Here is a 22,197-nt window from a genome sequence, read left to right on the forward strand (position 1 = left end):
CTACCATGTCTGCACCCCTCACGAATCAAGATCCGATCTCGCTCACTGCCCAAGACACCGCCGTCGGCCCGCGCCTGTTCCTGCGCACCGACCAACTCGGCACCACCCTCGACGATATCTTCGACGAAAACACGATCCTGACCAACGTGCCCATCACGATATCCAACGAGGCCGGGTACACCGTCGACATCTCCTTTGACAGCGGCAGCGCGACGCCGGTCGCTGACGAGGGCTCCATCACCCACACTTTGGGTATGCCGAGCGCGGGCGCGTGCAACTCCGTAAACATTACGATGTGGTCCGCGGGCACGCGGCACCACGACCCGATCATTCGTATCAAGCGCAAAGTGGGCAGCGTGACGCCGACCTGTAGCTAGCCCTGAATCAAGCGCTGCGCGCTCGACTCAGGCCTTCTCGTCTTCAAGGGGCCTTTCAAAAGGCCCCTCGCTGCGGCGGCGAAGCCCCCGCAGCTGACCCCCAAACGCTCGCCTCGCGGCTCGTGCTAGCCTTAAATCATTCAGCTTTTTGAATCCAGCGCTTGATTTGGGGCTAGCAGCCCGGGGAGCAATGCCTCGCGCCGCCTCGCTTGGCCTTTTCGCCGAGGGCTTTGTCGCCAAAACTTGCAGTACGCCCGGTACAGCGGCGTTTTGGCTTCGCGCCCTCGACGAGAGCTCCGGCGCGAGGCAATAATTCCCATACCTGTTGCTATGCCGCAAACAGTCCACTCGGCCAGTTGTGACGATTCTGGGCGGGGTGTATAAGGGCACATGCAACAAAGCAAATTGTCAAAATCTCTCCGTGTCATCGGTATGGGTCTGGCGTTCCTTCTCGGAGCAGCCACGGCAGCTCAGGCCGATGATGTCGGCGCGGTCAACAGTCGATTCTCTGCCGCAGATACGACTTACTACGATGATAGTACGCTGACACTCCAGGCCAAGATCGAAGGAACCAACGTCGTCCTCGTTGAAGGAGACTCCATTGATGACATTTTCGACGAGAACACCCGAGTCACACAGGTCGTGGTCACGATCGAGGCACCGAGGACCGGAGAGTCGATCGTGGTCACGGCGCTCAGCGGCCCGACCTGGACCGAGCAGGCCGACGACAGCTGGCAAGCAACGTTCGCAATGCCCGACGCCGGGGAGTGCACGACCGGGAGCTTCGGCCTGGCAGAGGCCGGCGGAGCGATGTACGACCCGATCGTTCGTCTCAAGCGCAAGATCGGCGGCGTGACGCCGACCTGCAGCGGCGCATGATCATCGACTCGCGACCGTGTTCACGCGGCGCCTCGGGCTCGACGCTCAGCCGACCTCTTTGTAGACGTCTCGCGCCCAGCGTTCGAGCCCGCCCCAGGTGCTCTCGAGCTCGTCGGCGTCGCTGGCCAGGGTCTCCATGTGGCGGCGCAGCAGCTCCTTGCCCCGGCGCAGGCGGTTGCGGACCGTGTGCTCCGACTGGTCGATGACCTCGCCGATGCCCTTGGCCGTCAGCCCCTCCCAGTAGTACAGCTCGAGGATCACCTGGTGCTCGAGCGGGATGTGGCGCAGCGCCTCGAGCAGCAGCTTTTGCTCGCGCACCTTCGCTATGATTGTGGACGGTCCGGGCTGGAGATCGTAGGCGCTGACCTCGGTGAACTCGAGACGATCGCGGCGGCGCCTACGGTAGTAGTTGCGCAGGATATTGTTAGCGATCGCGAACAAAAAGGTCCGAAAGCTGCTGTCGAGGCGGAAGCGGTCGCGGGCCTCGACGCAGGCCGTGAAGGTCTGCTGGACCAGATCCTCGAAGTCGTCGGATACTTTGTTGCGAAAAAATCGTGACACTGCGGCGAAGTGGCGATCGAAGAGGGTCGCGCCGGACCACTGGTCTCCCTCGCACCACGCAACGAACAGGTCGGCGTCGCTGGCCACGGGCGCAGGGTAGCATCAGGGCTGGGGAGCGCACACCAGGAAGGCCAGATCGCACACGTTGGTGCCGGTCGGCCCGGTCCGGACGAGATCGTCGAGTTCGGCGAAAATTCGGTGGCTATCGTGGGCTGCGAGGGCCTGTGCGATGTCGAGGCCGGCCGCGCGAGCGCGGGCCAAGGACTCGCCCGTGACCAGCGCTCCGGCGGCGTCGGTCGGGCCGTCCTCGCCGTCGGTCGCGAGGGTCAGCAGCGCGACCTCGGGGATGCCCGCGAGGCCCTCGATGGCCGCGAGGGCCAGCTCCTGGTTGCGGCCACCCGCGCCCGCGAGGGCTCCGGGGCCAAGCTCGACGGTCGTCTCGCCGCCCGTGACCAGGCACCAGGGCGAGGTGATCGGAAGATCGCCGGGGGTGTGGGCGAGCAGCTGCGCGAGGCGGCGGCCCTCGTCGGCCGCGAGCCCCCCGAGCGCGGGGAGCAAGACAATGCTGTCGAGGCCCTCGGCTCGGGCGCCGCGGCAGGCGGCCTCGCGCGCGTCGCCGTTGCGCGCGACGAGGACCTGGTGGACGCCTTGGGGCCGGCCCGAGGGGGTCGTGGGCCCGGCGGGGGAGGGCGGCGGCTGGAGCAGGGCCTGACGCAGGGGCTCGCGGAGGCCGAGCAGGCGCTCGCCGAGCTCGTCGAGCAGCTCGGCGTAGCCGGCCACTTGTGGCTGTGTCGTGTCTTGCGCGCGGGCCTGGGCCTCGACGCTGTCGCCGCCCGCAGAGTAGACCGTCGGCCCCGAGCCGACCAGCGCGAGCTCGTCACCGACGACGTCAGAGACGATCAAGCTCACGACCGTGGCCGGAGACATGAGCCGCGCGAGGCCGCCAGCTTTGAGCGCGTCGAAGCGTCGCCGGAGCTTGTTGATCGCCTGGATCGAGACGTCGCGGTGGAGCAGGTGCTCGGTCAGCTCGGCCCAGTCGGCGGCCGGGAGCGTCGGCTCGCTCAGCAGCGCCGACGCGCCGCCGGAGATCGGGCACAGGACCAGGTCGCGCGGCCCGACCTCGGCCGCGCGGGCCCGGAGCTTCGCCGTGGCCGCGGCGGTCGCTGGACCGGGCACGGGATGGTCGCCCACGAGCAGCTCGACGGGCCCGATCCAGCCGCCCCCGGGCGGGCGGTGCTTGACGATCACGACCCCGCCCGCGATGCGCTCGCCGAAGCGCTCGACGAGGGCCTCGGCCATGGCCGCGCTCGCCTTGCCCGCGCCAAACACCCAGACCCGGCCGTACTCGGCCTCGCTCGGGGCCGCGGGATCGGCCGCGAGATCAAACACGAACTCGCCGACGACCGCGGCCTCGCCCCGGGGCTTGATCAGGCGATGGGTGCTGCGCAGGACACAGGCCCGGGGGTCGACGGCGGCGAGGGCCTCGGCGGCGACGCGGGCGAGCGCGCGGCCGTGGGCCTCTCGGGTCAGGCAGGGGCTGCGCTGGAGCAGCCGCTCGGTCCATGCGGTGACGTCCACGGGCTCACCTTCGCGGTTGAAGGGGGCCGCAGCCCCGAGTCTTGGAGACGATAGAGACAGTTCGAGTCGCAGCCCTCGTGTTCGATGCCGTCGCCGTCGTCACGCTCATAGGGGTACCACGGGTCGTCGGGGGCGACGGATCTCGCGGCTTGGGGGCGGGTCTCGGACACTTGTCTCTTGCGTCCATGGGTCGCGCGGACCGCGGAAAATATCTAGCAGCCCGGGGTACAATGCCTCGCGCCGCCTCGCTTGGCCTTTTCGCCGAGGGCTTTGTCGCCAAAACTTGCAGTACGCCCGGTACAGCGGCGTTTTGGCTTCGCGCCCTCGGCGAAAATTCCGGCGCGAGGCGACACGATGCATTGCACCCCGGGCTGCTAGCTGGATCGAGTTGAGTCGAGTAAGACTGGCGCCATGAAGCGGTTCAACTTGCTCTTGCTGGCCTTCGTTCTCGCCCCCGGGGCGGTGGTGACGGGGTGCTCGGACGACGGTGCCACCGGGACAGAGGAGGCGGGCGACGGGGACGGCGACGCCGAGACTGGCGACGGCGACGGAGACGGCGATGCCGGAGACGGCGACGGCGACACCGGGGATGGTGACGGCGACAGCGGGGATGGCGACGGCGACACCGGGGATGGTGACGGTGATACGGGCGACGGAGACGGCGACACCGGAGACGGCGACGGCGACACCGGAGACGGAGACGGCGACACCGGAGACGGCGACAGCGGAGACGGAGACGGCGACACGGGCGGTCTCGGTGAAGGCGAGGTCTGCACCGACATGCAGGACGCCTGCGGCCCCGGCCTCGCGTGCTGTTACCCCTGTGGCGTCCCGGACTGCGACTTCGTGTGCACCCCCGAGGACCCCGACACCATGGAGTGCCCGCCGCCTCCGCCCTGAGCTCAGGCCTGGCGCCGCCCGATCGACTCGAGGTAGTCGCGGGCGAGGGCGTCGTTGGGGACCTTGGCCGGGTGAAAATCGGGCGCGAGGTAGGCCAAGAACGCGGCGGGCATCGTCGCGGCGACGCCGTCGTCGTCGCGGCGGATCTCGGCGTAGTCCCGGATCATGTCGCGCCAGGCGAGCTCGGGCTCCTGGCCCAGGAGCACGACGACGCCGTGGGTCCAAAAGCCGAGCAGGGCCAGAGTCGCCGCGACCAGGCCGGCGACGCGCAGGGCGTAGGAGCTGTCGACGACCTGCAGGACCTCGAAGGCGACGTCTTTGTGCTCGATCTCCTCGGCCGCGTGCCACAAGAGCAGCTCGGCCATGACCGGCGGCGCGAACTCGTCGAGGATCCGGACCGTCAGGGCGTGCTCGGCGAAGCAGGCCGTGAAGTGCTCGAGCGCCGCCGTGATCGACAGGCGCAGCTTCGGCGGCAAGGCGGGCGCGAGGAGCTCGTAGGCGACGCGGCGATAGGGGACCAAGAAGGCGTCGATGTCGTAGCCGTGGCCCCGCATGATCTCGAACAGGCGCTCGTGCTCCCGGGCGTGCTGGCCCTCCTGGCCGTAGAAGCGCTTGACCCGGTCGCGCAGGCCCGGGTCGTGGATCTGATCGAGGAAGTGGTTGACGCTGCGGACGAAGAAGCGCTCGCCGTCGGGGAAGACCAGGTTCAGCGAATTGGCGATCGCCGTGCCGACCACGCTGCCGCCGGCCCAGTGGCGCGGGATCTCGCCGCCCTCGAAGTCGAAGTCCATGCGTCGGACGATCGGCTCGCGGGCGGCCGGGGTCGCGGACGGCGACGACGATCCGGTGACCCGGGTACGCAGACGGTCGAGGAGCTCTCGAGCTTGGGCCTGGAGTTTCATGGTCACGCAGCGCGGGCTCGGCGCGGGGCCGGGCGAGGAGCCTCAATTCGGCTCACCCGAGCCTATCAAGCCCTCGCTCGTGTCGCACCACGGGCTGCTACGCTGGCCTCGCTGGCCACGTCATGACCACCAACCCGATCGCCGAGAGCACCGAAGCGTTCCTCGCCAGCCTCAGCCCCGAGCAGCTCGAGCGCGCCGAGCAGGACATGCTCCGCGACTCGGTCCGGGCCGAGGGCGTGGCCATGAGCCTCGCCGACGAGATCAACCTCGGCAAGGCGATCCTGTGCATCGCCGGAGCCGACGGGCTCAGCCGCGAGGAGCTGACCGGGCTCAAGTACCTGATGATCATCTCGGGCGTGCCGCCGCTGGTCCAAGCGCACGTGCAGGCCTTCGACGCCTCGACGACCCACACCGCAGACGTCGCCGCGCTGTTTCCCCCCGCGAGCCGCAAGGCCTGCTACGTGCTGTCCGGGACCGTGACGGTCGCTGCGCTCGACGGGCTCTCGGGCGAGGAGCGGGACTTTGCTGTGGACCTCGGGGCGAGCCTCGGGCTGCCGCCGACCTTGGTCGTGCTGCTGATCGCCGAGGCCCGCGCGACCGCGTTGGCGATGAAAGAGGGCAATCAGGCGATGGTCGCCGAGCTGGTGCGGATGCGCGAGGCGCTGTATGACTTCGCGTTGGAGGCACCCGTGGACGGGGCGATCTCGGATTAGCTGGCTGCGCGCGCGAGGTTGCGGAGCTGGCCGACGATCTGCTGGGTGACCGGGAGCTCGAACAGCTGCTTGAGGATTCGCTCGAGCTCGTCACTGGTTGCGCACTGGGTGTGCCGATCGGGGTCCGGGTCGTCCTCGCCGGGGAGGTCGAAGATCGAGACCGGGAATCCGAGTTGATTTCGGGCTCGGAACAAGAGGTAGCGGTAGCCGAGCTTGTCCGAGACCAGGTAGAACTCGTGCTCGAGCCACTCGCCGGCTGCGCGGGTTCGGACCTCGGCGCGGACTTCTTGGTTGGTCACGCGGCCGAGCTCGGTGGCAGCGTCGTGGAGGATGTCCTCGGGTTGGGGGCCCTCGGGTTGATGACCGGGGTCTTGCGGCCAAAAGCGTGGGATGTCCGTGTTCACGATGACCTCCTCCAAACCGAATCGCTCAGCTCGAAGAGCAGGGGCAGGTGATCGGAGACGCTCAGCGTCATCGTCTACCTGGCTCGCTCGACCGAGGGTAGCCTGTCTCACGCAGACCGGCACTGGCGATCGACGTGTCGGGTACAGCCATGAGACCAGCAGGAAATGCACGAGCAAGGGCAAGAGCGGGGACCGCCCGGCGAGGCCGACCCTACTCGCGGCGCGAGCTTGAGGTCGAGACCGGGCCTCGACCCACCCCGGCGCGCTTCACGCGAGGTCGAGACCGGGCCTCGACCCACCCCGGCGCGTTTCGCACGAGGTCGAGACCACGGCCCAACGCACCTCGAAGCGCTCCGCACATGCTCGGGACCCGACGACGACATCGACAAGCCGCTCCCGCCGCTGCCCGACAGCGAGTGAAGCGGTTCACGCCCTCGACTCAGGCCCTCTCGTATTTCTTCGAGGGGGCCTTTCAACACATCTAGCAGCCCGTGGTGCAATGCATCGTGTCGCCTCGCGCCGGAATTTTCGCCGAGGGCGCGAAGCCAAAACGCCGCTGTACCGGGCGTACTGCAAGTTTTGGCGACAAAGCCCTCGGTGAAAAGGCCAAGCGAGGCGGCGCGAGACATTGCACCCCGGGCTGCTAGCAGCCCGTGGTGCAATGCATCGTGTCGCCTCGCGCCGGAATTTTCGCCGAGGGCGCGAAGCCAAAACGCCGCTGTACCGGGCGTACTGCAAGTTTTGGCGACAAAGCTCTCGGTGAAAAGGCCAAGCGAGGCGGCGCGAGACATTGCACCACGGGCTGCTAGGCCAGGCCTAAGTCGCAAGCCCAGTCGGGCAAGTGACCCCAGTACCTCCCACCCCACAATACCCATTCGGGTTCTTGGCCAGGTACTGCTGATGATAATCCTCGGCATAGTAAAACGCCGGGGCCTCGCGCATCTCGGTGCTGATCTCTCCGTGCCCGGCCTCGCGCAGGGCGGCCTGATACGCCGCCCGCGAGGCCTCCGCTGCCTCGGCCTGCTCAGCCGAGTGCGTGTACACGGCCGAGCGATACTGGGTCCCGACATCGTTGCCCTGGCGCATGCCCTGGGTTGGATCGTGGTTCTCCCAGAACACCTCGAGCAGCCGCTGGTACGAGACCTTGGCCGGATCGAAGATCACCCGCACAACCTCGGTGTGCCCGGTCTGCCCGCTGCAGACCTCGCGGTAGGTGGGGTTGGGCGTGTATCCGCCCGCGTAGCCGGCCGCGGTCGACCACACCCCCGGGACCTGCCAGAATTTCCGCTCCACCCCCCAAAAGCAGCCCATCGCGAAGTCCGCGATCTCTAGCCCGTCCGGGAAGGGCGGGACGATCCGGTTGCCGTTCACGAAGTGGAGCTCGGGCACCTCGAGCGGGGTGTCGCGCCCGGGCAGGGCCTTGTCGGGGGTGACCGTTTTCAGCTTGCGCGGGTCGGCGTAGCGAAACATCGCTCGCCAGCATAGTCCGACGACCTCTCCGTGGCCAACCCGACGAGGGCTCGGCTAGCAGCCCGGGGTGCAATGCCTCGCGCCGCCTCGCTTGGCCTTTTCGCCGAGGGCTTTGTCGCCAAAACTTGCAGTACGCCCGGTACAGCGGCGTTTTGGCTTCGCGCCCTCGGCGAACATTCCGGCGCGAGGCGACACGATGCATTGCACCCCGGGCTGCTAGAACCGGTAGAGCAGCAAGACCCGCAGATCCGTGCGCCGGTCCGTGCCGTTGGGGATCGAGGCGCTCGGGGCCCGCTCGACGTAGCGGTCGCGCCACACGATCTGGGCCAGGAAGACGTTGCGCCACAAGTAGATGTGCGCAGCGAACCGGTACTGCAGCTCCTTGAGCTGACGGAGCAGATCCGAGCCGAGCTCCTCGGGCGGATTTTCGAAGGGGGTCGCGAGGTACTGACCAAAGTCGGCGCTCAGCAGCAGCCGGCGCTTGACGGCGAGCACGCCGAGCTGAACGTTGAAGGCGACCTGCCAGTTCTTGAAGTTGAGCTCGCGCTTGCCGTACATCTCGCCGAGCAGGACCAGGCGCTTCCAGCGGAAGGTGCTCTGGACGTTGACCGCGGGGTAGCGCTCCTGCGAGCGCTGATCGTACTTGGCGCCGACGGTCAGGGTGAACGCGGTCGAGGCGGGCGTGTACAAGAAGGGCGAGTCGAAGCGGTTGTAGTAGCCGATCAGGTTCATGTGAACCTGGGCGCCGCCGGACCAGGTGAAGTTGCGGTTGTCGTCGGGGAAGAAGGTGCCGCCGACGTTGCCCGCGAAGCGCCCGCTGCCGCCGGCCAAGAAGGTCCGGTAGATGAACTTGCCGCGCTTGTCGAGGGGCCCGCCGAACTCGAGCGCGGCGCCGTTGCCCTGCTCGAAGGCGTTGTAAACGTAGTAGGCCGGGTCAACCATCATCCGCTTGTGGACCGAGCGGACCAGCTCGAGGCTGAGCCCGCCGCCGCCGCTGTTGACGTTGACGTAGTGGCCGTTCTTGATCGGGACCTGGAAGGTGGCGAAGGTCAGGCGCGGGGTCTTCTCGGCCCGCATCGACAGCAGGAAGAAGCTGTTTTGGATGAAGGGGATCTGGCCGAGGACCCGCATCTGGAGGGTCTCGAACTCGGTGTTGAAGGGGCTGCGGTTCTCGTCCGCGCGGGGGTCGGGGTCGTTGCTGCCGTCGGTGTTGGGCGGCTGGGCGATCACCGCCTTGTCGCCGAACTCGGGCCCCGCGAAGCTGAACTCCTGGGAGATCCGGGCCACGACCGAGAAGCGGATGTCGCCGGCGGGCTGACAGACGGTGACCTCGGTCCCGAGCTTGCAGCCGATGTCGTCGCAGTCGGTGAAGCCGTCGCCGTCGTTGTCGAAGCCGTCGGAGCAAAAGTAGTTGCTGCGCTCGCCGTCCTTGTCGCCGCCGCGGCCCTGGAGGTCTTCCTCGACCTCGCCGGCCTTGATGTCGAGGCTGGGGCCGGGGCCGTTGGTCGTCGTCGTCAAGCCGCCGTCGCCCGGGCCCTTGCCATCGTCGACCGTCTGGCCGGCGAGCTCACGGTCCCACGAGCCGAGGCAGGCGTCGACGCCCTGGCAGTCGATGTCCTCGCAGTCGAGGTAGCCGTCGGCGTCGTTGTCGACCCAGTCCGAGCAGCGCGCGTTGTTGGACTCGGGCTGGCCGTCGGGCTGGCAGACCGCGGCGTCGTGGCAGTCGTGGTCGCCGCAGTCGAAGACCATGTCGCCGTCGTTGTCGACGCCGTCGGAGCAGTCGGTCTCGGTTGCGGTCTCGGTTGCGGCCTCGGGCGCGGCCTCGGCCTCGGCCTCGGGCGCGGGGGCGACCTCGGGGGCGGGCGCGGCCTCGGACTCAGGTGGCGCGGCGAAGGCGGCGCGCGGGAGCAGCAGGCCGAACAGCACGAGCACAGCGGCGTGCAGAAGTTTGGAGCCAGTCATGGTGAATCGTTTCGATCGCGGGAGTCGGAGGTCGAGGAGGGCGGGGTCAGAGATCGCAGATGCCGGGGCCTTCGCAGATCGTGACGAGCGGGTCGTAGCTGCAGTCCCAGTCTTCGCAGTCGACGAAGCCGTCGCCGTCGTTGTCTTCGCCGTCGGAGCAGCGGTCGTTGGGGGTCTCGCCCGGGCCTGCGAGGCTCTCCTGGCAGACCTGCGCGGTAGCGATGTCGTCGGCCTGGCTGCACGAGAAGTCGCCGCAGTCGGCGAAGCCGTTGCCGTCGTCGTCGATGCCGTTGCTGCACTTCTCGGGCGTGCGCTCGAGCTGCTCGTCACAGACCTCGATGACCGCGGGGTCCTCGGACCGGCTGCACGAGTAGTCCTGGCAGTCGATGAAGCCGTTGCCGTCGTTGTCGACCCCGTCCGCGCACTCGTCGGCGCTCTCTTCGCTGAGGCAGACGATCGCCGGGTCGTCGGACTCGCTGCACGAGAAGTCGGCGCAGTCGATGAAGCCGTCGCCGTCGTTGTCGAGGCCGTCGGCGCAGGTCTCGGGCGTGTCCTCGGCCGGCGGCGGAGGCAGGCTCGCGCAGTAGTCGACGGCCTCGGGGGAGCCGAACATCGAGCACGAGAAGTCGGCGCAGTCGACGTGCCCGTTTTGGTCGTTGTCGATCCCGTCCATGCACGCCTCGAGGGTGTCTTCGGGCTCGCTCGGGACCACGCAGGCGTTGGTGCCCGTGCAGTCGGGGTCGTCGCAGTCGACCTCACCGTCGTCGTCGTTGTCGAGGCCGTCGGAGCAGGTCAGGTTCGAGTCTTCGTCGCAGACCTGGACGAACTTGCCCCTGCTGCAGCCGAAGTCGGCGCAGTCGGCGAAGCCGTTGGCGTCGTTGTCGAGGCCGTCGGAGCAGGTCTCATTGCTGATCTCGCGCAGGCAGCAGGTCTCGGGGATGTCGCGGCACTGGGGATCCCCGCAGTCAAACTGGCCGTCGTTGTCGTTGTCGATCTTGTCGGTGCACTTGAGCAGCGTGTCTTCGGGCTCGTCGACCGGGATCAGGGGCACGTCCTCGCCGCACAGGTGCGAGAGCACCAGGCAGTCGGGGTCGTAGCAGTCGACGAGGCCGTCGTGGTCGTTGTCGACGTAGTCGCTGCAGGAGATGTCGTCCTGCTCGTAGCCGAACAGCGGGTGGTCGGGGATCTCGTAGCAGGCCACCGCCACGGCGAAGGTGCCCGCGACCAGGCCGGCCGCGGCCAGGACCGCGCGGCGCCTCACTTGAGGCACTCCGCCTTGCCGCCGCCGAAGCGACGCTTGAAGGGCGCGTGGATCATGCACGAGCCCTCGCTGCGCTGCTGGGCCCCGAACTTGCCGGCCTTGGCCCACTCGTTGAGCAGCGCGTCGAGGGCCTTGCGCTGGTCCTCGGGGATCTTGCGGTTGATGTGGCGGTACTCGGCGAAGTCGTAGAGGACTGAGCGCGCGTCCGCGTCGGACAGCGGGCGGAGGAAGGCGCCGATCTCGGCGTCGGACTTGGCGACGGGGAGGAGCTCGTCGATCACCGCGCCGTCGACCGAGTAGCGGTACTGGCACACGCGGTCGCACTCGGCGTAGCGGGTGTTGTGCCGCCACTTGACCGAGTGGCCGTCGACCGAGGACACGAGCCGGTTGTAGGTGCCCTTGCCGTCGACGTCTTCTTCTTTGGAGTGAAGCGAGGTCAGGACGAAGTCGGGCACGCCGTGGGCCCAGATCCCGCGGCGCTTGGTCACCGCCTCGCGCTGGGCGGCGATCAGCTCGGGCTTGCCGGGGTTGTCGTCGATGCTCATCACGTGGGCGTAGCCCCCACGGATCTGGGACTCGGCCAGCTTTGGGCACCACACGAGGATCCGGCCGTAGGTGTCGGTCGCGCCGTCGGTCTCGCACTCCCAGACCCCATCGCGGGCGTTGTAGGTGCCCATCTTGGCGATGACGTAGAGCTCGTGCGCGGTCCAGCTGCCCCACTGGTGGACGGGGCCGTAGGACTCGAGGGTGTTGTAGCCGAACAGGCGCGCCTTGGTGTCCTTGAAGTCGCCGGTCAGCACGCGGAACGAGTCGCCGTCGTTGAAGTGGACCGCGACCGCCTCGCCGTTGAGGATGACCTTGGTCTGGGACTCGGCGGCTTGGGTCTCGCGCTGCGGAGCCAGCAAGCTGGCGAGGGCGAGGCCGAGGGCGAGCGCGCCGCCGCCGAGGATCAGCGCGAGGCGGCGGCGGGGTGCAGAGGAAGTTCGTGGGTTGGCGCGGCGCATGTCGGCGTTCCTGACGGGCTGGGGCATCATGGACGGTTGAAGCGGCGCCGAGCAATGCGTTTTTGGTTCGATCCGCGTTGCGATTCGATGACGGGCGCGGTATTTGCTCGCGCGTGCGCTGATCTGCGCCCGAACGCCCGATGCGCACCGTGAATGGCCGTTCTCAGCTGCTTGGCCTCGCGCTCGCGTCGCTCGTGAGTTTCGGTCCGGGCTGCGGTGTGCAGCAGCGCGCGGCCGAAAAGCTCATCGATCCGCAGCTGCGCAGCGAGGGCGTGCTCGTCGAGCGGCAGCGCGGAAGGCGAGATCTCGAGCTCGGGCGCTATCGCGTCGAGGAGCTCGAGCTCGTCGACGAGACCTTCGACGGCAGCGGCCCGCTCGCGCCCGACGCGGATGGCCGCACGCGCCCGACCGAGCAGCTGCGGATGTCGTTCACGCTGGCCGGCGGCGCGCAGCCGTGGACGGCCGAGTGCGTCGGCCAGCGTCGCCAGCCGCCGGATCACGATCTCGCCGTGCTCGCCGGGGAGCTCCGCGACGAGGTCGCGGTCCACTGTCAGCTCGCGGGCGGCGAGTCGCGCTGGGTCCTGCGCGTCGAGGGGCCGCTGACCAACAACTTGCTCGGTCGCGTGTACGCGGCGGGGGAGGCCGAGCCCGGCGAGCTCGGCGAGGTCGGCGAGCTCGGCCAGCTCGGCGAGGGCGGTCCGGGCAGGGTCGTCGAGGTCGTCATGTGGTACCAGCTGTGGAACTTCACGCGCCGCCACCTCCCGGCCTCGCTCGTGGTCATCCGCGGCGACGAGGGCACCGAGGCCGCGCTGATCCTCGACGCGCCCGAGCGCGCCTGGCTCGACGCGGCGCTCGACGACAGCGGCCGCGAGCTGGCGCTGACGACCATGCTGGCCCTGCGTCTCCTGCCCCTGGGCTTCGACGGCTAGATGCGCTACCCAGGCAGCTCATGACCGGCCCGAGCGATCCCCGACCCTTGCTGAGCGACGCCGACAAGACCGAGCACGTCCGCGCGACGATGGCTGGCTTTCACCCCGACGTGGTCGCGGAGGTCCGCGCCGCCGTCGAGGGCTCGGCGCTGGTCGTCGTTGGCATGGCTCGAAACCCCTTCGTCAAGAAGACCCGCAAGGCGCTCGCGGCCGCCGGGCTCGAGTTCACCTACCTCGAGTACGGGAGCTACACCAAGCAGTGGAAGCGGCGCCTGGCGATCAAGATGTGGAGCGGCTGGCCGACCTTTCCCCAGGTGTTCGTGCGCGGGACCCTGATCGGCGGCAACCAGGAGCTGCAAGAGGCGCTCGCCGACGGCTCGCTGCGCGAGCGACTCGCAGGCTGAGTCGGTGGTAGCGTTGCCCTGGTCATGGGCACGACGAGGCCGGCGGATCCCGACAGCAGCTTGCCGCAGACGACTCCGGTCGCCGGCGCGCGCTCGCTTCGCTTCGTGGTCAACCCGCTCGTCAGCTACCTCCGCGCGCACCGCCAGTCGGCCCTCGACTTCGCCGTCGACAAGTTCAAGCGCCATCGCGTGACCGCGATCGGCGAGCAGCACGCTCCGGGCTTCTCCGCGATCGGGGACGAGAACGGCTGCGTGCGGATGTTCCTGCGCGATCTGTGCCTGGCGCTCCACGCCGACAGCGACTGCCGGTTTCGCTACCTCGCGCTCGAGCTCGACGAGAACGCGGTCCGCCAGCGCGTCGGGGGCTGGGAGACCATGGTCCTCCCGCCGGGGGTCGTCAATCGCAAGGCTCACTGGCTGGCCGAGGCCGGCTTCAGGCCCGCGCTGAGCGAGATCTTTCGCGCGATCGCCCAGCGGATCCCCGACACCGAGCTGACGGTCGTCGGGATCGATCACCGCGTCGGCGAGCTGTCCTACGACCGGGCCGGGGCGTTCACGCGCGGCCTCGATGGTGGCGACGTGCAGCGGGCCCCGAACGAGTCGCAGGCGGAGTTCGAGCGGCGTCGAGATCAGTCGATCGAGGACCGACAGCGCGAGTACAACCAGCTCTCGCTCGAGCGTGACCGCGAGGCGGCCAACAACTTCGAGCGCCAGATCCTCGCCAACTTGGGCAGCGCGCGAGCGCTAATCTACTACGGCGCCACCCACCTGCGCGAGGGCCGGGTCGAGCCCGGGCGCCACTACTACACCGGGATCACCAACAACACCTTCATCCGCCAGCTGATCAACCGTGACAACGGCCTGTCGGCCGACGACGTCTGCTCGCTCGTCAGCGTCTACCCCGGGTCCGGACGCCGCGAGCGCTCGATCTCGACTCGTGAGCTCCGCCGCGAGGTCGCCGACGAGGTTCAGCTCGTGCGGATCTTCGACCTGCTCCGGGCCGAGTTCCCCGACGACGACAACATCGGCTTCGACGTCGACGACAGCCGCTTTGCGATCCTGCCGATCGATCGCAGCAACGCCTACCCGATCGGCGAGCGCTTCGATGGCTGCCTGTACTTCCGCGACCTCAACAACTGGGACGGTCAGACCCAGCCCCCGGAGGGGGCTCGCTCGCAGCCGGCCCAGGTCCCCGAGCTGAGCGTGACCAGCGTGATCCCGATGCGGGCCTCGCCGGGCAACACGATCTTCATTTATGGCTTTGTGCTGAGCGCCGACACCGAGGTCACCGTCGTGACCCGCGGGCCCGAGGGGCCGGGCGCCCGCTTTGCGTGCACCGACGTGGTCTGCATCAACGAGAACGTGATCCGTGCCCGCGTCCCGCGGCCGGGCGCGACCCCGGTTGGCGGGCAAGAGGCGACGATCCAGCTCTCGCGGCGGGGGGCGCCGAGCTCGGGCGAGGCGGTGGAGCTGCTCGGGGCGTTTCGCTACGTGATCATGTGATGGAGATCGGGGAGCCAGTGTCACCGCTCGCGGCCGGGAGCGCCGGGAGCACCGAGCCGCCGCCCGCGGGCAAGCTGCGCCTGTGGATCGTGGATCCGCGCTACGTGCCCGTGGAGCTCGGGGAGGCGCTCGAGTACAAGGTCCTCGATGGCTCGGGCCAGACGATCGCGTCGGGGACCCTCGAGGGCACGGGGTATGTCGACATCGATGAGCCCGAGGGTGGGGAGGTCTCGGTCTGGCTCGATGGCGAGGTTCTGACGGCGCACGTGGGTAGCGGTGACGCTGGTTAGTCGGGTTTGCGGGCGGTGCTCGACGAGGGGGTCACGATCGTGTCGAGGGGCGTGCTTCGCATCGCGTCCAGCGCGAGCTCCCAGCGCCCCTGTGCACACAGCCCGCTGAATCCACCCTGCTCGTAGGCGGCCTCGGCGGCCTCGAGGCATGCGCGCCGGACCGCCTCTGCGAGGCGCCGTCGCTCGTCGTCGTCGAGGCTCATGGGCTGAGTGTATCGTCGCCCGGCGACTTCGCGCAGGGGGATGGCCCCGGCGTTCGCGGCGTCAGCTGCCTGCGAAAGCGAACCAGGTACAGCACCAGCGCCCCGGCGATCCACGCCGCGCCGATCGCCGCCGCCCCGCGGACCTCCGGGTCCAGCCACGCGCCCACGATCACCCCGAGCTCCGCGACCCCAAACAGCAGCGGCACGACCGGAAAACCAGGCATCCGCACCGGTCGCTCAGCGTGGGGGAAGCGTCGGGCGAGGACCAGCGAGGCCAGCCCGGTCAGCGCAAAGAACACCCCGTCGACCAGCACCACCCCGGTCAGCAGCCGATCGACCCCATCGGCCCCGGCGACCACGAGCAGCACGATCGCCGCGAGCGCGAGCACGGCGATCGCGGGCACAGGCGTCCCCCGGCTGGCGTGGACGCGGCCGAGCACCGGCCACAGCCGGCCGTCGCGGGCCAGGGCGAACAACAGCCGCGGCCCCGTGAGCAGCTGCGCGTTGAGCACCCCAAACGCCGAGACCGCGACGGCGACGGCGATCGCCCGGCGCCCGGTCCCCGCGAACACGACCGCGATCGCGTCGGCGGCCAGCGTCTCGCTGCCCGCGACCCCGTCGTGGCCGAGCAGCGCGAGGTAGGCCCAGTTGACCAGCATGTAGACGCCGACCACGACCGAGACCCCGGCGATGATCGAGATCGGTAAGTTGCGCTCGGGCCGTTTGACCTCGCCGCCCATCCACAGGACCTGTTGCCAGCCGCCGAAGGTGAACAGGGTCGGGACCAGCGCCGCCGCGATCCCGGCGACAGGGTGGAGGCGCGCCGGGCTGTGAGCGGTTGCGAAGGCCTCGAGCTCTTCGGGGGCGGCGAGGAGCGCGACGGCGGCGACGGCGAGCAGCGTCGCGAGCTTGACGACGACGGTCAGGTTCTGGATCCGCGCCCCCCAGCGCACGCCCGCCGCGTTGGCCAGGGCGACGCCGAGGACCAGCCCGATCGCGCAGCCGAGGGTGAGCCAGGGCCCGAGGATCGCGCCGTGGATCGCAACCGCGAGGTTGTCGACGCAGACCAGCGCGATCACGCCGGTCGCCCCGGCCTGGGTCGCGGTCGCGTTGCAGACCACGTAGACGAAGCCCGTCGCCGCGCCGTAGGCGTCGCGCAGGAGCTCGTACTGCCCACCCGCGCGCGGGACCAGGGCGCCGAGCTCGGCGAAGGTCAGGGCGCCGAGCAGCGCGATCAGCCCCCCGATGCCCCAGGCGAGCAGCGCCAGCTGGCGGGTCCCGGCCAGCGCCGCGACCCGACTGGGGGTGAAAAAGATGCCGACACCCACGATCGCCCCGATGACCACGGCGGTCGCGTCGAGGCTCGACAGCTCGCGGCGCAGGGGCTCGGCGTCGGCCACCTGCACAGGCTACTACGGTCTCAGGCCTCCGATGATGCCTCTCTCGAACTTTGGGGGGGATCCCCTGCGAGCGGAGGTGCATCGCGGGCGAGATCAACCCTTTTGGCTTCGAACCAGAACATCGAGGCCCGGCGGCTCGTCACAACGAGCATGACCCACCGCCTGTTGTTGTCGTCGATGCTCCTGGCCTGTGGATTGAGCCTCGGGTGCTCGGTCTCGATGACGACCTCGAGCTCGGGTCACCCGACGAAACACTTCAGCAGCAACAGCCGCTCGAGCCTTGGCTCCGGCGGCTGTTGCTGTTCGTCGCCGTCGGAGTCGCGGCCCAACACCTCGCGCCCTCGGCCCGACCCCGGCGGGCCGACCGCGACCCCGAAGCCCAAGCCCGATCCAAGGCCGGTGCCCAAGCCGCCGCGGGCCAAGCCCAAGCCGCCGCGGGCCAAGCCTCAGGTTCGGTGAGCGAAGGTGCTCAGGCCGGGGCGCTGCGGCGCCCACGGACGAGCTTCCCGGGCAGCTTCCCGGTCGGCGCGTTGGCTTGGCGGACGATCTCGCCCGACACGATCGTGTGGGTGAAGCCCTCGGCGCGCTGGACGAAGCGACGCCCCTCGGCCGGCAGGTCGTAGATCATCTCGGGCGCGTGGAGCCTCAGGCCGTCGAAGTCGATCACGTTGAGGTCGGCCTTGTAGCCCACGCAGATGCGCCCGCGATCGTCGAGGCCGTAGAAGTCGGCGGTGTCCGCCGACATGGTCTTGACGACTTCCTCGAGCGGGAGCTTGGCGCCGCGGGTCCGGTCGCGGACCCAGTGGGTCAGCATGAAGGTCTGGATGCTGGCGTCGCAGATCGCCCCGCAGTGGGCCCCGCCGTCGCCGAGCCCGAGGCGGGTGCGCGGGTGCTGCAAGAGGGTGCGGACGGCGTCGAGGTTCTCGTGGGCGTAGCCGTAGATCGGGAAGTAGACGATCCCGCGGCCGTCGTTCTCCATCATCCAGTCCCAGACCACGCCGGGCGCGACGTCGCCCTGGCGCGCCGCGATCGCGGTCGCGGCGTCGTTGGGATCGGGCTCGTAGTTGGGCGTATCGCCGAGCCGATACATCTTGTGGAAGCTCGAGATGATGTAGTCCTCGAACTCGCCGAACGAGAAGGGCTTCTCGTTCACCACCCGGTCGCGCAGGCCCGGCTCGCGCAGCTTCGGCAGGCGCTCGGGGAAGGGCAGCCCGTGCAGCGGCATGTAGCTGGGGTAGGGCATGAAGGGCACGGCGGTCCCGGCCCAGGTCATCAAGATCCCGTTGGGCCGCCCGGCGACCTGGGCCCAGATCGGCAGGCCGTCTTTCTCGGCCTCGTCGAGCCGCTCGAGCATGTGCTTGTACAGCTCGGGCTTTTGATCGGTCTGGAGCAGGTTGAAGCTGACCGTGCACCCGACCTCGGCCGCGAGCCGCTTCATCCACGGGTACTCCTGCGCCATGTCGACGTGGTTGCCCGTCATCTGAAACATCACGCCGCCGCCGTCAGCGACCGCGCGACCGAGGGCGAACAGCTCGCGCTCGTCGGCGAAGGTCCCGGGCACGAACTCGCCGTCGATGCCCTTGTGGATCGGCGTGCGCGAGGTCGAAAAGCCGAGCGCGCCGGCCTCGACGCCCTCGCGGACGATCTTGGCCATGGCGGCGAGATCGTCGTCGTTGGCGGCCTCGTGCTTGGCGCCGCGGCGGCCCATGACGTAGGCCCGGAGCGCGCCGTGGGGGACCTGGGCGCAGATGTCGATCGCGCGCGGGTGCTTGTCGATCGCGTCGAGGTACTCGGGGAAGCTCTCCCACTCCCAGACCATGCCCTCGGTCATGGCGCTGCCGGGGATGTCCTCGACGCCCTCCATCAGGCCGATCAGCCACTTGCGCTTGTCGGGCGCGGCCGGGGCGAAGCCGACCCCGCAGTTGCCCATGACCACGGTCGTCACGCCATGCCAGGACGAGGGCGTGACCTGAGGGTCCCAGGTCACCTGGGCGTCGTAGTGGGTGTGGACGTCGACGAAGCCGGGCGTGACGAGCTTGCCGCTCGCGTCGATCTCTTCGCGGCCGGGGGGCAGGTCGGTGTCGACGGCGGCGATCTTGCCGTCGCGGATGCCGACATCCGCGCGGCGTCGGGGGGCACCAGTGCCGTCGACGACGGTGCCGCCGCGGATCACGAGATCGAAGCTGGGAGCGTCCATGGAGCGCAAGCTAACACGGTTCGCCCGGGCCTGGCGTGGGATGCCATGATGCCGCACATGCGTCAGATCCCTGCTGCGCTGCTCGTGGTCGCCGTCTCGGCTTGTGGCGGCGAAGCCCGTGAGGCGGCCGACGTGGGGCCCGCGGCCACGGCCCAGACTCCGCGCGGAGCTCCAACCTACGCGCGTGACGTGGCGCCGATCATCCACGCGAACTGCTCGGTCTGTCACCACGAGGGCGGCCCGGGCCCGTTCGCGCTGATCGACTACGACGACGTCAGCGACCACGCCGAGCAGATCGTCGAGGTCACGCACAGCGGCTTCATGCCCCCCTGGCTGCCGCGCGAGGGCTTCGGCAGCTTCGTGGGCGAGCGGCGGCTGTCGAGCGCCGACAAGCAGACGCTCGCCGCCTGGGTCGAGGGCGGTCGGCTGCCGGGCGATCTGGCCCGCGCGCCCGAGCCCCCCTCGTTCACTCATGGCTGGCAGCTCGGTCCGCCCGATCTCGAGCTCGAGGCCGAGGCCGCGTTCGAGCTCCCCGCCGACGGCACCGACGTCTATCGCAACTTCGTGATCGCGGTCCCGCCCGGGCCCGCGCGCTTCGTCAAGACCGTCGAGCTGCAGCCGGGCGCGCAGCAGGTCGTGCACCACGCGGTCATGCGCGTCGACGTCAGCGGGGAGGCGCGACGGCTCGACGAGGCCGACGCCGCCCCGGGCTTCGACGGGATGGTGTTCGGCGGGGCCAAGATGCCGGGCGGGCGCTTCGTCGGCTGGACCCCGGGCAAGGCGCCCGAGCCCGGCAGCGATGATCGCTCGTGGCAGCTCGCGGGCGGCAGCGACCTCGTCGTCCAGGTTCACATGCGCCCGAGCGGAAAGCCCGAGCTCATTCGGCCGAAGGTCGGCCTTCACTTCGCCAGCCACCCGCCAACCAAGGCCGCGCTGGCGATGGAGCTGTCGTCGACCTCGCTCGACATCGCGCCCGGCGACGGCGACTACCGCGTGACCGACACCTTCGTGCTCCCGGCCGACGTCAGGGTGCTCAGCGTCTATCCCCACGCCCACTACATCGGCAAGCAGCTCGAGGGCTTTGCGACCTTGCCCGACGGCAGCAAGCGCTGGCTGATCAAGATCGACGACTGGGACTTCGACTGGCAGGACCAGTATCGCTTCGAGCGACCGATCGCGCTGCCCAAGGGCAGCGTGATCACGATGGACTTTCGCTACGACAACTCGGCCGAGAACCCGCGCAACCCCTCGTCGCCGCCGAGGCGGGTCGTCTTTGGGCCCAATTCAACCGACGAGATGGCCGAGCTGATCCTCGAGTTCGAGCCGGTCAACCCCGCCGAGCTCCGGGTCCTCGACGACGCGTTCATGGCCAAGTGGCTCAGCGGGCAGATCGAGGGGGCGAGGCGCCGGGTCGCCGAGCAGCCACGCAGCGCCGACGCGCTGGCGAACCTGGGCGCGCTGCTGGCCCGCGCGAGTCGAGCTGAGGAGGCCAAGGCCAGCTACGAGGCTTCGCTGGCCCTGAATGACGACGCGGGGGTCCGGGTTGATCTCGCGCTCGTGTCGATCGCCCTCGCGGATCCCGAGGGAGCCGAGGCCCAGCTCGACGCCGCGCTGCGCCTCGATCCGAGCCACGCCCGCGCGCACCTCGTCCGTGGCAACCGCCAGCGCCTCGCGGGCAATTTCGCGGGCGCGGTGGCGTCGTACAAGCGGGTCATCGCCGCGGACCCCGAGCAGGTCGAGGCCCACAACAACCTCGGCGTGACCTACGAGAAGCTCGGCCAGCCCACGCGCGCGGTCGAGGCCTTCGCCCGCGCGGTCGAGCTCGCGCCGGGCCGGGCGCTGTTTCGCGAGAACCACGGCCGGGCGCTCGAGGCGACCCACGCCTACACCGAGGCGCTCGCGGCCTACAGCGCGGCGCTCGAGCGAAACGCTCGCTCGATCAAGGCGATGCGCGGCGTCGCGTGGATCTTGGCCACGCACCCCGATCCGGCGATCCGTGACCCCCAGCAGGCCCTCCGCGTGGCCGAGGCGGCCGGGCGCATGACCAGCTTCCGCTCGCCCGAGGTCGTCGAGGCCCTCGCGGCTGGGCTCGCGGCGAGCGGTCGCTTCGAGCCCGCTAGCGAGGCGATCGGCCGCGCCCTCGAGCTCGCCCGCGCGGCCAAGCGGGCCGATCTCGTCGAGCGCTACAAGGGCCACGCCAGGTTGTTCGAGACCAACCAGGCGATCGTGCTCGGCGGCTCGTGACCTGCGACCCCCGATTTGGCGTAGTCGTGGGTGAATCGGGGCCGAGCTGCTATGCTCCCCCTCGCTGGTCCTCCGTCAATGAACGAGCCCGACAAGACCCAGCCGTCTGATGCAGAGCGGATCCTCGGCGCGATCGAGACCGTCGACGAGATCATCGCGCGCGACGACGAGGCCGCCACGACGTTGCGCGAGGTCGTCCGCGCCTTCCTCGACATCTTCGCCTGCGACCGCGCCTTCTTGCGCTTCTTCAAGCCGGTCGTGCGTGGGGGCCTGTGCGACCCGGTGGTGTTCACCCGCTGCGACGACGCGGCGGACCCCGAGCTCGTGTTTGAAGAGGACGACTTCATCCTCGCGGTCATCGCGACCGCGCGCGACAGCGACGAGGTGTTCGCGTGCGGGCCCAACGCTCACGCGATCCCGGCCGACAGCCTGGCCGCGACCAAGCAGGGCGTGCGCTCGCTGATGATCGCCACGGTTCAGCCCCGCCTCGGCCCGGCGTGGTTCATGGGCATCCACGACTGCGAGCGCGCGCGCACCTTTGCCTACGAGCCCCGCTTGCTCGCGCGCCTCGGCGTGCGCATGGCCGAAGCGGTGACCCGCACCGTGTACATGGAGCACCTCGACCAGGGCGAGGCGCGCAACCGCGTGCTGCTGCGGAGCACCTCGGAGGCCCTGCTGATCATCGACGTCGGCACCCAGCGGATCGTCGAGAACAACGCCCACGCCGCGCGTCTGTTTGGCTGGCCGCCGGGCCAGCTGCTCGGCGTCGAGCTCGCTCAGCTCAACCCCGAGCAGCAGCCCGACGGGCAGCGCTCGGATCAACGAATCACGGAGCTGCTGGCCGAGGTCGCCGCGGGCGCGGCCCGGGCCTTCGAGTGGACCCACCGCCGGGCCGACGACGCGCTCGTGCGCTGCGGCGTGAACTGGGTCTTGTTGCCCAGCTCCGATCGGCTGCTGGTCCGCGCCAGCCTCCGCGCGCTCGGGTAGCGCTCGCAGACCGCCAAAGCGGTACACTG

22 protein-coding genes are annotated in these 22,197 nt (G+C 69.5%); 11 read left to right on the forward strand and 11 right to left on the reverse strand.

Annotation, left to right across the window (positions count from 1 at the left end; translation table 11 throughout):
- Positions 1-5 precede the first annotated feature (5 nt).
- Together ENSA5_RS02635 and ENSA5_RS35485 are read left to right on the forward strand one after the other, a co-directional pair.
- Positions 6-377, forward strand: coding sequence for a hypothetical protein (locus ENSA5_RS02635; RefSeq protein WP_106389974.1), 372 nt, complete (start codon positions 6-8; stop codon positions 375-377).
- A gap of 390 nt (positions 378-767) precedes the next feature.
- Complete coding sequence (locus ENSA5_RS35485) at positions 768-1,256, forward strand: hypothetical protein (protein ID WP_146155239.1); 489 nt, start codon at positions 768-770, stop codon at positions 1,254-1,256.
- Positions 1,257-1,301: 45 nt separating this feature from the next.
- Here the strand turns inward: ENSA5_RS35485 and ENSA5_RS02645 are convergent, their stop codons facing one another.
- Both ENSA5_RS02645 and ENSA5_RS02650 read right to left on the reverse strand, forming a co-directional pair.
- Positions 1,302-1,904, reverse strand: coding sequence for an RNA polymerase sigma factor (locus ENSA5_RS02645; protein ID WP_106389976.1), 603 nt, complete (start codon positions 1,902-1,904; stop codon positions 1,302-1,304).
- Between the two features lie 15 nt (positions 1,905-1,919).
- Positions 1,920-3,395 (reverse strand): glycerate kinase type-2 family protein, encoded by a 1,476-nt coding sequence (locus ENSA5_RS02650; protein WP_106389977.1) that lies wholly within the window; start codon positions 3,393-3,395, stop codon positions 1,920-1,922.
- A 411-nt stretch (positions 3,396-3,806) separates the two neighbouring features.
- Between ENSA5_RS02650 and ENSA5_RS36890 the strand changes: the two genes are divergently transcribed.
- Positions 3,807-4,295 carry a hypothetical protein gene (locus ENSA5_RS36890; RefSeq protein ID WP_181197261.1) on the forward strand — a complete coding sequence of 163 codons (489 nt, stop codon included), beginning with the start codon at positions 3,807-3,809 and terminating at the stop codon, positions 4,293-4,295.
- A gap of 2 nt (positions 4,296-4,297) precedes the next feature.
- On the opposite strand, the gene ENSA5_RS02660 is transcribed toward ENSA5_RS36890, so the two are convergent.
- Positions 4,298-5,197: a metal-dependent hydrolase gene (locus ENSA5_RS02660; protein WP_258182708.1), complete on the reverse strand. Its 900-nt coding sequence runs from the start codon at positions 5,195-5,197 to the stop codon at positions 4,298-4,300.
- A gap of 122 nt (positions 5,198-5,319) precedes the next feature.
- On the opposite strand from ENSA5_RS02660, the gene ENSA5_RS02665 reads away from it, so the two are divergent.
- Entirely contained in the window at positions 5,320-5,910 is a 591-nt protein-coding gene (locus tag ENSA5_RS02665) for a hypothetical protein (RefSeq protein WP_106389978.1), read from the forward strand.
- On the opposite strand, the gene ENSA5_RS02670 is transcribed toward ENSA5_RS02665, so the two are convergent.
- The 5 genes from ENSA5_RS02670 to ENSA5_RS02690 all read right to left on the reverse strand — a co-directional run bounded on the left by ENSA5_RS02670 (position 5,907) and on the right by ENSA5_RS02690 (position 12,011).
- The gene (locus tag ENSA5_RS02670; protein ID WP_146155240.1) at positions 5,907-6,314 is read right to left on the reverse strand and encodes a hypothetical protein; all 408 of its coding nucleotides are present in this window, start codon (positions 6,312-6,314) and stop codon (positions 5,907-5,909) included. The genes ENSA5_RS02665 and ENSA5_RS02670 overlap by 4 nt on opposite strands.
- 816 nt (positions 6,315-7,130) lie before the next feature.
- The gene (msrA, locus tag ENSA5_RS02675; RefSeq protein WP_106389980.1) at positions 7,131-7,784 is read right to left on the reverse strand and encodes a peptide-methionine (S)-S-oxide reductase MsrA; all 654 of its coding nucleotides are present in this window, start codon (positions 7,782-7,784) and stop codon (positions 7,131-7,133) included.
- A 216-nt stretch (positions 7,785-8,000) separates the two neighbouring features.
- Complete coding sequence (locus tag ENSA5_RS02680; protein WP_146155241.1) at positions 8,001-9,746, reverse strand: hypothetical protein; 1,746 nt, start codon at positions 9,744-9,746, stop codon at positions 8,001-8,003.
- Between the two features lie 46 nt (positions 9,747-9,792).
- Positions 9,793-11,007 carry a hypothetical protein gene (locus ENSA5_RS02685; RefSeq protein ID WP_106389982.1) on the reverse strand — a complete coding sequence of 405 codons (1,215 nt, stop codon included), beginning with the start codon at positions 11,005-11,007 and terminating at the stop codon, positions 9,793-9,795.
- Positions 11,004-12,011, reverse strand: coding sequence for a thermonuclease family protein (locus tag ENSA5_RS02690; protein ID WP_181197263.1), 1,008 nt, complete (start codon positions 12,009-12,011; stop codon positions 11,004-11,006). The genes ENSA5_RS02685 and ENSA5_RS02690 overlap by 4 nt, the downstream gene beginning before the upstream one ends.
- A gap of 149 nt (positions 12,012-12,160) precedes the next feature.
- Between ENSA5_RS02690 and ENSA5_RS02695 the strand changes: the two genes are divergently transcribed.
- The 4 genes from ENSA5_RS02695 to ENSA5_RS02710 are packed head-to-tail and all read left to right on the forward strand — an operon-like array spanning position 12,161 to position 15,137.
- Positions 12,161-12,940, forward strand: coding sequence for a hypothetical protein (locus tag ENSA5_RS02695; RefSeq protein ID WP_146155242.1), 780 nt, complete (start codon positions 12,161-12,163; stop codon positions 12,938-12,940).
- 20 nt (positions 12,941-12,960) lie between these two features.
- Positions 12,961-13,344, forward strand: coding sequence for a glutaredoxin domain-containing protein (locus tag ENSA5_RS02700; protein WP_106389985.1), 384 nt, complete (start codon positions 12,961-12,963; stop codon positions 13,342-13,344).
- A 24-nt stretch (positions 13,345-13,368) separates the two neighbouring features.
- Positions 13,369-14,847, forward strand: a complete 1,479-nt coding sequence (locus ENSA5_RS02705) for a hypothetical protein (protein ID WP_106389986.1) — start codon at positions 13,369-13,371, stop codon at positions 14,845-14,847.
- On the forward strand, positions 14,847-15,137 hold the full coding sequence (locus ENSA5_RS02710; RefSeq protein WP_106389987.1) for a hypothetical protein: 291 nt from the start codon (positions 14,847-14,849) through the stop codon (positions 15,135-15,137). Before ENSA5_RS02705 ends, ENSA5_RS02710 begins: the two co-directional genes overlap by 1 nt.
- Here ENSA5_RS02710 and ENSA5_RS02715 read toward each other — a convergent pair.
- Both ENSA5_RS02715 and ENSA5_RS02720 read right to left on the reverse strand, forming a co-directional pair.
- Complete coding sequence (locus ENSA5_RS02715) at positions 15,134-15,340, reverse strand: acetyltransferase (RefSeq protein ID WP_106389988.1); 207 nt, start codon at positions 15,338-15,340, stop codon at positions 15,134-15,136. The two genes, ENSA5_RS02710 and ENSA5_RS02715, sit on opposite strands and share 4 nt — an antisense overlap.
- Positions 15,337-16,740, reverse strand: a complete 1,404-nt coding sequence (locus ENSA5_RS02720; RefSeq protein WP_181197265.1) for an APC family permease — start codon at positions 16,738-16,740, stop codon at positions 15,337-15,339. Before ENSA5_RS02720 ends, ENSA5_RS02715 begins: the two co-directional genes overlap by 4 nt.
- Before the next feature lie 102 nt (positions 16,741-16,842).
- Between ENSA5_RS02720 and ENSA5_RS35490 the strand changes: the two genes are divergently transcribed.
- A complete protein-coding gene (locus ENSA5_RS35490) occupies positions 16,843-17,199 on the forward strand; it encodes a hypothetical protein (RefSeq protein ID WP_146155243.1) in 357 nt (118 codons plus the stop codon).
- A gap of 10 nt (positions 17,200-17,209) precedes the next feature.
- On the opposite strand, the gene ENSA5_RS02730 is transcribed toward ENSA5_RS35490, so the two are convergent.
- Positions 17,210-18,937: an N-acyl-D-amino-acid deacylase family protein gene (locus tag ENSA5_RS02730; RefSeq protein WP_106389991.1), complete on the reverse strand. Its 1,728-nt coding sequence runs from the start codon at positions 18,935-18,937 to the stop codon at positions 17,210-17,212.
- 57 nt (positions 18,938-18,994) lie between these two features.
- Between ENSA5_RS02730 and ENSA5_RS02735 the strand changes: the two genes are divergently transcribed.
- Complete coding sequence (locus ENSA5_RS02735) at positions 18,995-21,181, forward strand: tetratricopeptide repeat protein (protein WP_146155244.1); 2,187 nt, start codon at positions 18,995-18,997, stop codon at positions 21,179-21,181.
- Positions 21,182-21,259: 78 nt separating this feature from the next.
- The gene (locus ENSA5_RS02740; protein WP_106389993.1) at positions 21,260-22,168 is read left to right on the forward strand and encodes a PAS domain-containing protein; all 909 of its coding nucleotides are present in this window, start codon (positions 21,260-21,262) and stop codon (positions 22,166-22,168) included.
- Positions 22,169-22,197: the final 29 nt, after the last annotated feature.

This window comes from Enhygromyxa salina (genome assembly GCF_002994615.1).
In the GTDB taxonomy this organism is placed as follows: Bacteria; Myxococcota_A; Polyangia; order Nannocystales; family Nannocystaceae; genus Plesiocystis; species Plesiocystis salina_A.

Coding starts and splice junctions, on each gene's coding strand:
- ENSA5_RS02635 (WP_106389974.1), top strand. CDS start 6: ATGTCTGCACCCCTCACGAATCAAGATCCGATCTCGCTCACTGCCCAA.
- ENSA5_RS35485 (WP_146155239.1), top strand. CDS start 768: ATGCAACAAAGCAAATTGTCAAAATCTCTCCGTGTCATCGGTATGGGT.
- ENSA5_RS36890 (WP_181197261.1), top strand. CDS start 3,807: ATGAAGCGGTTCAACTTGCTCTTGCTGGCCTTCGTTCTCGCCCCCGGG.
- ENSA5_RS02660 (WP_258182708.1), bottom strand. CDS start 5,197: ATGAAACTCCAGGCCCAAGCTCGAGAGCTCCTCGACCGTCTGCGTACC.
- ENSA5_RS02665 (WP_106389978.1), top strand. CDS start 5,320: ATGACCACCAACCCGATCGCCGAGAGCACCGAAGCGTTCCTCGCCAGC.
- msrA (WP_106389980.1), bottom strand. CDS start 7,784: ATGTTTCGCTACGCCGACCCGCGCAAGCTGAAAACGGTCACCCCCGAC.
- ENSA5_RS02680 (WP_146155241.1), bottom strand. CDS start 9,746: ATGACTGGCTCCAAACTTCTGCACGCCGCTGTGCTCGTGCTGTTCGGC.
- ENSA5_RS02690 (WP_181197263.1), bottom strand. CDS start 12,011: ATGCGCCGCGCCAACCCACGAACTTCCTCTGCACCCCGCCGCCGCCTC.
- ENSA5_RS02700 (WP_106389985.1), top strand. CDS start 12,961: ATGACCGGCCCGAGCGATCCCCGACCCTTGCTGAGCGACGCCGACAAG.
- ENSA5_RS02705 (WP_106389986.1), top strand. CDS start 13,369: ATGGGCACGACGAGGCCGGCGGATCCCGACAGCAGCTTGCCGCAGACG.
- ENSA5_RS02710 (WP_106389987.1), top strand. CDS start 14,847: ATGGAGATCGGGGAGCCAGTGTCACCGCTCGCGGCCGGGAGCGCCGGG.
- ENSA5_RS02715 (WP_106389988.1), bottom strand. CDS start 15,340: ATGAGCCTCGACGACGACGAGCGACGGCGCCTCGCAGAGGCGGTCCGG.
- ENSA5_RS02730 (WP_106389991.1), bottom strand. CDS start 18,937: ATGGACGCTCCCAGCTTCGATCTCGTGATCCGCGGCGGCACCGTCGTC.
- ENSA5_RS02735 (WP_146155244.1), top strand. CDS start 18,995: ATGCGTCAGATCCCTGCTGCGCTGCTCGTGGTCGCCGTCTCGGCTTGT.
- ENSA5_RS02740 (WP_106389993.1), top strand. CDS start 21,260: ATGAACGAGCCCGACAAGACCCAGCCGTCTGATGCAGAGCGGATCCTC.